General features: G+C 41.1%; 10 protein-coding genes and 1 pseudogene. 3 read left to right on the top strand and 8 right to left on the bottom strand.

What is annotated here, in order from left to right:
* Position 1: 1 nt before the first annotated feature.
* Entirely contained in the window at positions 2–1,240 is a 1,239-nt protein-coding gene (locus tag WKI23_RS01335; protein ID WP_368078689.1) for a carbohydrate-binding domain-containing protein, read from the bottom strand.
* Positions 1,241–1,469: 229 nt separating this feature from the next.
* Here WKI23_RS01335 and WKI23_RS01330 point away from each other — a divergent pair.
* A pseudogene (locus WKI23_RS01330) lies at positions 1,470–2,246 on the top strand (polyphosphate polymerase domain-containing protein).
* Complete coding sequence (locus WKI23_RS01325; RefSeq protein ID WP_368078688.1) at positions 2,239–2,922, top strand: DUF4956 domain-containing protein; 684 nt, start codon at positions 2,239–2,241, stop codon at positions 2,920–2,922. The pseudogene WKI23_RS01330 and the gene WKI23_RS01325 overlap by 8 nt, the downstream one beginning before the upstream one ends.
* 378 nt (positions 2,923–3,300) lie before the next feature.
* Here WKI23_RS01325 and WKI23_RS01320 read toward each other — a convergent pair whose 3' ends face one another.
* From WKI23_RS01320 to WKI23_RS01310, 3 genes are all read right to left on the bottom strand, one after another.
* Positions 3,301–5,289, bottom strand: coding sequence for a nucleoside triphosphate hydrolase (locus tag WKI23_RS01320; RefSeq protein ID WP_368078687.1), 1,989 nt, complete (start codon positions 5,287–5,289; stop codon positions 3,301–3,303).
* A 480-nt stretch (positions 5,290–5,769) separates the two neighbouring features.
* The gene (locus WKI23_RS01315; protein WP_368078686.1) at positions 5,770–6,966 is read right to left on the bottom strand and encodes a CAP domain-containing protein; all 1,197 of its coding nucleotides are present in this window, start codon (positions 6,964–6,966) and stop codon (positions 5,770–5,772) included.
* A gap of 135 nt (positions 6,967–7,101) precedes the next feature.
* The gene (locus WKI23_RS01310) at positions 7,102–8,139 is read right to left on the bottom strand and encodes an aldose epimerase family protein (protein WP_368078685.1); all 1,038 of its coding nucleotides are present in this window, start codon (positions 8,137–8,139) and stop codon (positions 7,102–7,104) included.
* Positions 8,140–8,263: 124 nt separating this feature from the next.
* Between WKI23_RS01310 and WKI23_RS01305 the strand changes: the two genes are divergently transcribed.
* The gene (locus WKI23_RS01305) at positions 8,264–8,389 is read left to right on the top strand and encodes a hypothetical protein (RefSeq protein WP_368078684.1); all 126 of its coding nucleotides are present in this window, start codon (positions 8,264–8,266) and stop codon (positions 8,387–8,389) included.
* Positions 8,390–8,407: 18 nt separating this feature from the next.
* Here WKI23_RS01305 and WKI23_RS01300 read toward each other — a convergent pair whose 3' ends face one another.
* The 4 genes from WKI23_RS01300 to WKI23_RS01285 form a co-directional block, all read right to left on the bottom strand.
* Entirely contained in the window at positions 8,408–9,574 is a 1,167-nt protein-coding gene (locus tag WKI23_RS01300; RefSeq protein ID WP_368078683.1) for an SIS domain-containing protein, read from the bottom strand.
* A 297-nt stretch (positions 9,575–9,871) separates the two neighbouring features.
* Positions 9,872–10,276, bottom strand: a complete 405-nt coding sequence (locus tag WKI23_RS01295) for a PTS sugar transporter subunit IIA (RefSeq protein ID WP_080977736.1) — start codon at positions 10,274–10,276, stop codon at positions 9,872–9,874.
* A 6-nt stretch (positions 10,277–10,282) separates the two neighbouring features.
* Positions 10,283–11,098: a PTS system mannose/fructose/sorbose family transporter subunit IID gene (locus tag WKI23_RS01290; protein WP_368078682.1), complete on the bottom strand. Its 816-nt coding sequence runs from the start codon at positions 11,096–11,098 to the stop codon at positions 10,283–10,285.
* On the bottom strand, positions 11,085–11,990 hold the full coding sequence (locus tag WKI23_RS01285; protein ID WP_368078681.1) for a PTS mannose/fructose/sorbose/N-acetylgalactosamine transporter subunit IIC: 906 nt from the start codon (positions 11,988–11,990) through the stop codon (positions 11,085–11,087). The genes WKI23_RS01290 and WKI23_RS01285 overlap by 14 nt, the downstream gene beginning before the upstream one ends.
* Positions 11,991–11,996 lie beyond the last annotated feature (6 nt).

Below are 11,996 nucleotides of genomic sequence, written 5' to 3'. Positions count from 1 at the left end.
TTTATCCTCGTCCGCCAGGGGCTGGACCGCCGCCTTGAGGACCTCCATTCGGACCTCCGCCTCCAGGCATAGAATTGACAATATCAGTTTGTTTTTCGCCGTTGATGTAGATATCCCCACCTGTGTAGGTTGCTGTTCCATCAAAGTCAAAGCCTGATTGTCCTATCAATTTAATGGTTCCGCCTGTGACTGTGATATTCCCGTTTGAGTCAATTGGATCTGTATCCCCTTGACCGACTTCTACAGTTAGATTGCCACCTGTCATGGTAAAGTAAATGTCACTTTGCTGGGCATTTTTATTGGCTGCATTGACTCCATCATCGGTCGAGTAGACATTGATATCGCCACCATTGATCGTAATGGCTTTCCCTTCAATTCCTTCAGTCGCATTCTTGACTGTGTAAGTACCACTATCAATCACTAGATTTCCAGAAGCGTGAATGCCATCATCTCCTGCTGCGACTGTTATGGTATTGTTCGCCAAATACATATTTCCAACAGTCATATCGTCATCATTGTCAACTTTGACACCATCTTCCTTGGCATCGATGGTCATGGTCGTACCAGTGATGTTAAGTTCATCATTGACATTAAAGGCATCGCCTACCGATGTAATGTTAAAAGTTCCACCTGTGATGTGGAGGGTGTCGTTAGCCTTGATAGCATTGCTTTTCTTGCCATCTATATTGAGAGCTCCTGAGCCATTGATGGTCAAATCAACCTTAGAAAAGAGAGCGGCATTTGCCTTTTCATCACTGTTAGAGCTTGAGTCGGACAGGCTATTTGTCGTTCCTTCTGCCAGAGTTAGGTAGACATGACCGGCTGATGTCGCTGAAATAGCCGCATCTGTATTGGTCATGGTTGCGCCTTTGAGAACAAGTTTCACATCATCAGACTTATCAGCTGCAATTTTAATTTGCACTCCGTCAGACTGACCAGAAATGACATAGGTACCTGCTTTTGAGATAGTCACTGTTGAGCCAGAAACTGTCACACCGTCTCCAGAGACACTTGCAGATGAGCCTGATAGCTCAATCTTAGAGGCTGTATTTTCATCATAAGAAGTGTCGTAGTCCTTTTCTGTAAAGTAAGAAGATTGACTGTTTTTAGTTGAAGTTGTGATAGCAGTAGTATCTGCAGCTGCAGTTGTACTTGACTTGGTCGTTGACTGCCCACAAGCTGTCATCAAGGTCAAAGCTGTTAAACTGGTTAAGATTAAAGTCCATTTTTTTGATTTCATACTTTTTTCCTCGCCTTCATTTAGCTTGAGCTTAGTTTACAGGGGAAGTCTGAAAAAAATCTAAACTTTTTCTGAAAGTTTTCTTAAATTCAGTTTCAGTTAAGTTATCTTTAACAAAAGTTTTAGGAAAATTCCATAGACTAATTACAAGCAAGTTCAACTTGCCCAGACACACCTATCTGCTAATAAGATAGAGTGCTGAAACAGTTTGATAAAGGAGACAGGATTTATGAAACCAATTGAAACAAGCTTTAAACGAATTGAAACCAAATATGTCGTTGCCAAGGCTGACTTGGCTGATTTAATAGAAGGCTTAAAAACATACCTCGTCTAGGATGATTATCCAACTTCGACCATTTCTAATATCTACTTTGATACAGAGAAATTTGATATGATTCAGGATGATAGCCAAGGTACTAAGCGCAAAGAAAAGATTCGGATGCGAACCTATCTCAGTCAAGTCCAGCCCGATAGTCAGGTATTTTTAGAAATCAAATCCAAGGACAGAACTGGTGTCGGACGAAAATATCGTCTCTTGTCAACTCCCCAATCTATCACCCAGTTTATGACCAATGAACAGCTGGATAGCAGCATCAAGGACCAAATGATGATTGAAAAAATTCAGCGACTCCAAGAGGAATATCAACAAGCCATCATCCCTCGTATGTATATTTACTACGACCGCTTTTCTCTCAAGGAAAAGAAAGAAATTAGCGGATTTCCCTACAATAACATTCGTGTTACCATTGACCAAAATCTAACCTATCGTGATGAGAATGACAGTTTATTTTCAGGAAAGGACGGCTTCCCTCTACTAAACGAGGACATTGTCATCATGGAAATCAAAGCACCTGGTAGAAAACCCCAATGGCTACAAGATATTCTCGACCAATATGGACTGGTAGAGCAGAAATTTTCAAAATACAGCTGCGCCTACCACAAGTCTCAAGGGCTAGACTATAGCCCACGACCAAGCACAGAAAGTGTAGGTACTACTTATGTCTAATCTCTTTAATTCTATTTTCAACGACACAACTGCTACTGCCAATCCCATCCAGCTCTTTCTGGCTCTCTTAGTCAGCCTAATTTTAGGTTTGGCTCTGACCTGGGCTTACAAACACCGTACTCTCTATACACGGGAATTTGCTGTTAGTTTGACCCTACTCCCCTGCTTGATGACCTTGGTCATCTTTCTGGTAAATGGCAGCTTAGGAACCTCTATCGCCGTTGCAGGAACTTTTAGCCTCATTCGTTTTCGTTCAGCTACCAGTGGCTCACGGGAACTAATTGCTATTTTCCTTGCCATGATTATCGGGCTGGCAGCAGGGACAGGCTATCTAGCTCTAGCGATGCTTTTCACTGTCTTTATCTTAGCGGTATGGCTTCTTTTAGAGAAGCAACAAAGCAAGAGCAACCACCAACGTCGCAGACTATTGACCATCACAATTGCCAACCAAGAAAATCAACTTCAAACTATCCAATCTGGGCTGGCACAATTCTGTACCGAGTTAGACCTCATCTCCATTGACACCAGCAATGATGGAGAACAAGTCACCACTGTCTACGAAGTGGATTTCAAGGCTCAAACTGACGATTTCCAAATCATCAATTACCTCACTAAAGAACAAAATACTTACCAGGTTTCCCTGACCAAGAATGCCAAGAAGAGAAAGAATTTGTAATTTTCAAATCAAATAGCAAACTAAGAGTCTCTTGAGTACCACCATTCTTTACCAATCAAAAAAACTCCGTAGTCTCTAGTGCCATAAATCCGGCTAGAGATTACAGAGTTATTTTTTAATCTAAACTTCCTACAAGGGTATATTATCTACTGAAAGGATATGGTATTTGTAGGGAATACTTTAAAGGATACTCATAGGACGTAAGTATTAACTAGTTACATTAGGTTTATACTCTTCGAAAATCAAATTCAAACCACGTCAGCTTCACCTTGCCGTATAGATGTTACTGACTTCGTCAGTTCTATCTGCAACCTCAAAACAGTGTTTTGAGCAACCTGCGGCTAGCTTCCTACTTTGCTCTTTGATTTTCATTGAGTATTAGTTTACCCATTCACCATTGGCATTGACTCTATATCCGTCTACAGTTGTATTGACTGCGAGGGCACCTGAGCCATTGACATAGTACCATTTATCTGATACTTTGAACCATTGGCTTGCTTTCATAGCACCTGATGCTTCAAGATAGTACCAAGTATCTCCATCTTTCACCCAACCTGTTGCCATTGAACCGTTAGCATTTAGGTAGTACCATGAACCGTTGACTTTAGCCCAACCTGTTGCCATAGCGCCGTTAGCGTTTAGGTAGTACCATGAACCGTTGACCTTAGCCCAACCTGTTTGCATCATGCCATCAGTTCCGAGATAGTACCATTTGCCTCCTGTTTGAATCCAACCTGTTGCCATTGTACCATCTTCTTTGTAGAAGTACCAAGCACCATTTTCTTGTTTCCAGCCTGTTGTTACTTTTGGTTTTTCTTCAGCTTTTGGTGCTGAGTAGAAAGTGCTACTATTGTAATATGTGTAGTAACTTGGTTGTACTGGTTTAGCTGGTTGCTCCGGTTTTGGAGCTGGAGCTGGTTGTGCTGGTTCAGCTGGTTTTTCAGTTTTTGGCGGTTGCTGTTGAGTCAAGCGGTTATATGCTTCTTCTGATTTACGAGCGTAATCTTCCTCAGCTCTTTGATCATCTGTTTTTTCTTTTGCTTTTTCTTCTTTAACCTCTTCAAGAGCTTTATTATACAAGTCTATCAATTCGTTCAAAATTGACACCTCTTGCTCTAAACTCCTACCAGCTTCTTGAAAATCAGAATTTGCTTTCATCTCGGCTTGAGATAATTTTTCAACAGCAGCTTTAGCTCCCTCAATGATAGCGGAATCTGCATTAGCTTCTTCAGCAGCTTTCAAAGTCTCCTTCGCTTTTTCAAGAGCAGCTTTTACTGCTACAGCAATTTGTTGTTTACTTGCTGTCTCTTTATTTAAAGCATCAACTTCCTTTTGTTGTTTAGCTACAGCATCACCTAAATCATCAGCACGATCTTGTGCTTTTTCTGACGCTGGACGTGCAGCATCATTTTCTTCCCCTTTTTTAATTCCATCTTGAATATCTTTAGGTAAGTCTGTTAGAGATTTACCATCTTGCCTTGTGCTATTAGGGAGATTATCTTTCTTTTCGTCTTCTTCTGTTAATACAGGCGCTTCAGCAGCTTTATTAACATCAGCTAGAAGATCAGTAGCTGATAACTCGCCATTCTCAATAGCCTTTAAAACATATTCTTTCCCGATAGCTTCTTTTGCTTTTTCAATAGCTTTAGGCTTATCTTCTGGCTTGATTTTATCACTATTATTGATTTCCGCTATAGTAGCTTCTTCTACTTTATTCAAAAAGTTTTTTAATTCTTCTTTTGCTTCGGCTTCTTTCTTCTCTGCCTCTACTTCTTTCTTCGCTACCTCTTCTTCTTTTTGAGCCTCTTCTAGTTTTGTTTTAGCTTCTTTTTCTTGTTTTTCAGCTTCTTCCGCTTTTTGTTTAGTTTTAGCCAACGCCTCTGGCTCAGGAATTACGATTGCTTGAACTTCATTAAATTCATTTTGCAACTCCTGTTGTTTTTTCTTAGCTTGCTCTATTTTAGAGTCGACCTCTTTTAATTTTTGCTGATATTCAGCGTTAGATGTATATTTACTACGTTGACGTTGAACTTCTTGGTACTCTTTATATGCATTTTGAACAACAAGCGCCACATCATTCAATTTTTGAGATACTTCTGCTGCTTTTCGAGCTTTCTCTACAGTTTCCTCCTGACCCTCATCATATTTCTTCTGAGCTTCTTCTGCTTTCTTTTTAGCGTCTTCGTATTCTTTCTTAGCAGCGTCAGCTTTTGCTTTTGCTTCATCATATTTCTTCTCTGATGAAGATTTCTCAACAGCTTGTGGAGCGTCTTCTGCTCTCACCAAAGCAGGTTGAGACGCAACAAAACCAGCCCCTAAGATAGCGACACTGGCTAGACTTGTTAAAATCATTTTTTTCTTATTCATCTAAATTTACCTCTTTTCTGATAATCATTTTCAGACTATACTATATTAAGTATACCCCCCCCCGTAAATACTTGTCAAGTGTTTTATATTACATTTGTGTTACATTTTTGTTCGTGATTTTATTTGTTTTATCAAAGTTTTTATGAAAATCATTTTGAAAGTTTTACTATTTCTTTACATTTTCTTCCATAGAGTTTCTCTTTTATACTCAAAAATAATGTTTGTATTTGCTTCTCACACTGCTTTTAGATTGCAGATACAGTTTTCATTCCAGAAATAAACAGATTTCAAAAGCAAATGTCCAAGGTTGATTTTTGAATTAGAAATAGTCCAGCGATTACTCATCCTTATTTTCAGTGAATAGCAACTGACTCTAAACACGCCAAAAAAGAGGCCAATGTTCGCCATCAACCTCTTTCTTATCGTTCATTCTTTTTGCTAGTAAGATGAATACTTTCCCTATGACTTGCTATTTTCAGCTTAGCCTACCCATTCACCATTAGCATTTACACGGTAACCATCTGGTGTGGTTGTGCTAACAGCCAAGGCACCTGAACCATTTGCATAGTACCAGTGTTGACCTACTTTAAACCAACCCGTCTTCATGATGCCTTCTTCATCAAGGTAATACCAGGTACCATTTTCCTTGTACCAGCCTGTTTTCATAGCTCCTGAGCCATCAAAGTAGAACCATCTGCTACCATCTGTTCCCCAGCCTGTAAACATAGCGCCTGAGCTACTTAGATAATACACTGAGCCATCAACTTCTACAAATCCAGTCTGCATGACACCTAGGTCATTCAAGTAGTACCATTGACCACCTGTTTTCAACCAACCTGTCTTCACATCACCAGACTCATAAAAATACCACTTGCCATTAGACTGCACCCAGCCAGACTGATCAGACGTAGATTTTCTGAAATCTTTCAGCGGTGTTTCTACAACCATTGCTTTACTTTTAACTGCTGAAAGGTTTGAGGCAGTCACTTCTGTGTACTGAACAGCAGAACCATATCCACCAGCCAATTCCTCTGAAGAAGTCGTAGTTCCTAGAGCCAAAGCAACTGTTGCTGCTTTCTGAGGATTAGCTGCATTTTTAAAAGCAGCAAGACCCACATGGGTAAATTTAGGGTTAATCAAGTTCTCATAATAAGATGAAAATTCTTTTGATGTTTTATCTTTCTTTTTCGCCACATAACTCGCCTTTTCAGCATGCCAGTTTTCAATGGCTTTTAGAAATCCATCAGGATTCAAATCTAAGGCTTCTCCACTTAGGCTATTACCAGATGGAAAGGCAGTCCAGTTGTTCTTACTGGAAAGACGCTCAGCCTTCAGCGCAACGGATACCTCAGCAGCGCGTACAAAAGCCGTTTTCTCATGGTCAACTGACCATTTGACAGGAACATACTTGTCTACCAAACCTTCGTCAGCCGCTTCTTTACGGATTTTATTGATGGCATCCAAAATAGATTGTTGATGAGGAGCCACAAATTCTCCTTTGATTCCAACCAAAACATTGCCACTAGAAGGTTTTAGCACCTCTGAGGTCAATACATTTTCATTTTTACCATCAGTAGTTTGTGTTGCCACAAGTCTGTCGTTGGCAAAAACATCATTTGTCAAAACTGCTCCAGCCAAGGTCAAGGCCAAGGCGCTAGCAAATACAATTTTCTTCATTTTCTTTCCTACTCCTTATTGTAGTTTGAATATTATCTTAACAGATACCTTTCAACGTTTAATTATATCATATTTTCCTACTATTTGTCTTTGCTTACCTATTCCTAAAACTCAAAAGTAGGCGCAATGATTCTTTTACTTCACAACAAGCTTATAACGTGTCTTACTCGTAAAAGTTTGACCTGCTTTAAGAATGACTTGGTCTTTAAAGTCACTGTGAATGGCATCTGGTAAAGCTTGCGCCTCAAGGGCAATCCCATTGTGCTGTATCATTGGCTGACCTCCTATGATGACACTCTCATCCACAAAGTTTGCTGTGTAGACCACAAAACATGGAGCCTCTGTCTTGAAAAGCAAGAAGCGACCTGAATTTTGGTCATAAAGGAAACCAGCATTGTCATGACCTGTAGGAAGGGCAAATGGATGGTCCAAGCCAGATACCAGCTGGATTTGCTCATCTTCTTCTGCAAAGATGTCTTTCAACAAGGCACCATTGTAGATGTGTTTGACTACATCACGATTGGCATCTGGAGTTTTTGCAGGAACACCATCGGGAGCTATTGGGTAAATGCCCTCTGTGTTTAGTTGGAAGACATGGCGGTCAATGGTCTGCGTGAAATCACCAGACAAGTTGAAATAGCTGTGGTTAGTTGGATTGACCAGCGTATCCTGATCGGTTGTTACCTTGTAGCTGATTTCGTAGGCACCAGTTTCTTCTAAGTGGTAGCTGATCCAGATCTTGAGATTGCCAGGAAATCCTCCTGTCCCATCTGTACGCTCTGTGTAGAGGGTCAAGCCATGGTCGCTCACTTCAACCAGTTCAAACAAGCTCGAATCCCAACCAGTTGAACCACTGTGGTTACAGTTGCTAGCATTGTTGACCTCAAGGTCATAGGTCTTGCCATTGAGCTCAAAGGTCGCGCCTGCGATACGACCTGCCACGGGGCCCACACTCGCTCCATGCTTGGGACTATTGCCTACATAGCTATCAAAGTCATCAAATCCCAAGATAACATTGGCAAAATTTCCAGCCTTATCAGGTGTAACATAGCGCAAGATGGTCGCACCATAAGTCATGACCTCAAGCTGGTAACCACCGTCAGTCTCAAAGCGATAGGCCAAGACATCCTTGCCCTCAACATTTCCAAATACACACTCTGTGTATGCTTTCATTCTGTTCTCCTTTTACTATTTCTCTCAAGCAAACAAACCATAGAAAGCCTACTGACAATCTATGGTTTATCTAATAATTTACAAATCCTCTTGCCAAGAATTTATAAACACTGTCTTATACTCAATGAAAATCAAAGAGCAAACTAGGAAGCTAGCCGCAGGCTGCTCAAAGCACTGCTTTGAGGTTGTGGATAGAACTGACAGAGTCAGTATCATATACCTACGGCAAGGCGACACTAGTATGGTTTAAAGAGATTTTCGAAGAGTCTTACTTTTGATATTCGTGGATGATCACACCTTGTACCACACGGTTTACTGTACCAGTAGGAGACGGTGTATCTGGTTTATTTTCTACCTTGAGCGAAGTCAATAAGGCAAAGAGTTGGGCATAAACGATGTAAGGGAAGACACGGTAAATATCATTCAAGACACCGCCACAACCAAGAACCACTTCTTTGACATTTTCAAGACCAAAGGCTTGATCACTCAAAAGCACAACACTACGAGCAATCTGATCACCTGCAACTTCACGAACCAAGTCTAAGTCGTACTTGCGAGTATAATCTGTCGTTGTACCAAAGACCAAGACAACTGTATTTTCGTTGATAAGAGATTTTGGACCGTGACGGAAGCCGACTGGGCTTTCATACATGGTCGCCACTTGACCAGCTGTTAATTCCAAAATCTTGAGCTGAGCTTCATGAGCAAGTCCGAAGAAAGGACCAGCGCCCAGGTAGATAACACGGTTAAAGTCGAGGTCAACAAGTTCTTTGACATCTTCTGCATTGTCTAGAACTTTACGAGCAAGACTAGACACAACTTCAAAACGTTCAGCTTTCACAGCAAATTCTGTAGGGTCAAAGACCAAGAGAGCTGTCAACATCATTGACGTAAAGCTAGAAGTCATGGCAAAGCCAGCGTCATTGGAAGCAGCTGGTTGCAAGAGCAAGAGATTACGGTCATCGCCGTGGGCTTGAAGAGCCAATTTACCGTCCGCTGCACAAGTAATCGTAACCTGATAAAGCTCATCCACCAAGGCTTTGGCCAAATCAACAGTCGCCACACTTTCAGGTGAGTTCCCACTACGAGCAAAAGATACAAGGACAGTTGCCACATCTTTTTTCAGATAAGTTTCTGGATTGGCAACGATATCTGTTGTTGCAATAGCATTAAAATTCCACTTGCGTTCGTCATAGACTTCCTTAAAGTAAGGCACCAAGGTATCTCCTACATAAGCAGAAGTCCCAGCACCTGTCAAGATAACCTTGATATAGTCATGTTTATCCGCAATTCCTTGTAGGAAGGCTGCAATTTCTTCACGGTTTGCTTGATAAGATTCAAAAGCTTCTTTCCATACATCAAGCTGTTGGTAGATTTCACGTGTAGTGATTTCTGCACCTAATTCGATCAAGTCTTCTTTTGTATAATGTAGCATTGAGTTCCTCTTTTTCTATTAAAGATGGGAATGGGAGTAAGCCCCATTCCCATGTATATTCTATATAAAATGCTCTAACGATTTTCACGTTGTCACATCGTATACTCAATGAAAATCAAAGAGCAAACTAGGAAACTAGCCGCAGGCTGCTCAAAGCACTGCTTTGAGGTTGCCGGATAAGACTGACGAAGTCAGCTCAAAACACTGTTTTGAGGTTGCGGATAGAACTGACGAAGTCAGTAACATACCTACGGCAAGGCGACGTTGACGTAGTTTGAATTTGATTTTCGAAGAGTATTATTCATCTTCGTCATCATCAAAGCCCGCTAACAGGTCATTAACTTTCACAATGCTTTCTGCAGCACGACTCTTATAATCTGCATCTGCGCCTGTAAGGCTCGCATTGATAAATTCAATCACCATTGGAAGATTCATCCCTGCGTAAAGGTCAATATCACGGCCTTCCATGATCAAACGGCTTACCACGTTGCATGGTGTACCTCCAAGAAGATCCGCAAATACTAGGAAATCATCCAATCCTTCAATAGCAGCTTCAAATTTTGCAGTAAAGTCTTCTGGACCATCTTCTGGAAGAAGAGCTACCGCATGAATATTGTCTTGTGGACCCATAATCATTTCTGTGCTACCTTTAAGCTCCTCACAGAAGCGACCATGGCTCACCAAAATTAATGATTTAGTCATAAGGAATTACATTCCAAGTACAAAGTGACCAAAGGCAGAAAGACTTACTGCAAGAACGATAATAATACCGATAGCTTTAGTAGAGTTCATACCTTTCTTACCAAGCAACCAGAAGATAAAGGCAGTAAAGATTGCTGGAAGCAGACGTGGGAAGATTTGGTTCAAGATGTCTTGGAAGTCAATCATCTTCTCACCGATTGCCCATTTGTAAGAAATTTCAAAGTTAATTACTGTTGCTACAAGAGCACCCATCATGAAGACACCAAGTACAGATGCAGCGTCAATCAAAGCTGTCAAAGTACTTTGCATGTTGTTGATAAGGTTAACCCCTTCTTTGTAGGCAAATTCCAACTGTTTCCAACGGAAGATGTCATACGCTACTGCAACTGCAATCCAAAGGAAGATCCCCCAAGGTTGGCCAGCGATAGCCATAGTTGCTGCGACTGACCCCATGATAGCAGGTACAAGCGAACCAAAGATTGTATCTCCAAGAGGAGCAAATGGTCCCATCAAACCTGTCTTGATACCGTTAACGGCGTCTTTTGAACCTACACCATCTTTTTCTTCCATGGCAAGGTCAAAACCAGCGATAATGGTATGGAAGAATGGTGAAGTATTGAAGAATTGAGTATGAACTTTCATCATTTCTTTCAATTCAGGAGTTCCATCCCCATACATTTTACGCAATTGAGGCAAGATCATGTAAAGGTAACCAGAAGCTTGCATACGTTCGTAGTTCCAACCTAATTGGAAAGTAAACAAGCTACGTTTGTTGATTTGATTAAAATCTTCTTTTGTAAGTTTGTAATTAGAATTCGTCATCTTCGATTTCCCCACTTTCTGATGGTGTAGAAGGTGCTACTACAGCTACTTTTTGGCTATTTTTGAAGTGAAGCACTGCAAGGAAGATACCTACGATAGAAATACCAATCATAGACAATCCTTTGAAGTTGTTCACGAAACCAATTTTTTCAGCAACTTCAGCAGGAAGAGTACCTACGATACCAGCAACAGCGCCACCAAGACCTGTTACATATGAGTAAAGAACAGTCAACATAGCTGTCAAACCAAATCCCATAGCAAGGTAGTGAAGGTTACGTTTAACTGGAAGGTAACGAAGCAAGATTGCAAATCCAAGACCTGGAAGCATACGTCCTGCAAGTGTCAAACCATCTGCAACCCATTGGTATTCTGTAACGAAGTCTACTACGCGTTGTACAAATTCACCACCAAAAGCAAGGGCGAAGAAAACTGGAAGGGCACGAGATAGAGCCCAAGGAATCGCACCAAGCAAGTAGTTGCGTTCAATACCTTTATAGTCAAAGCGTTCGATTGCAGCATCCACACGGTGAGCAAAGAAGGTAGTAGTCATACGTCCAAGAACGTCGAAGTATGTCAAGAGAGCTGCTACTGGTACAGCGATTGTAGTAATTGCAAGCGGTGCATCAATTCCTTGTGAAACAGAGAAGGCTGTCGCAAGAACCGCACCAGAAGTTGCGTCGATACGAGAAGCACCACCAAAGGTACCAACCCCAAGAACAAACAGTTGCAAGTTACCACCGATAAGTAGACCAGTAGTCACATCTCCCATGATTAAACCGGTAATGAAACCAGCAAATACAGGGGAACCTGCAGATGAAACGATTGTCAACTCATCACAGATTTGATAAGCTGAGTACAAAGTGAGAAGTAAAATTTGCCACCATTGTATCATAACAAT

The sequence above is a fragment of the Streptococcus pseudopneumoniae genome (assembly GCF_038148955.1).
Taxonomy (GTDB): domain Bacteria; phylum Bacillota; class Bacilli; order Lactobacillales; family Streptococcaceae; genus Streptococcus; species Streptococcus pseudopneumoniae_T.
Note: the sequence above shows the minus strand (reverse complement) of the source record. Positions and strands in the feature narration are given on the sequence as shown.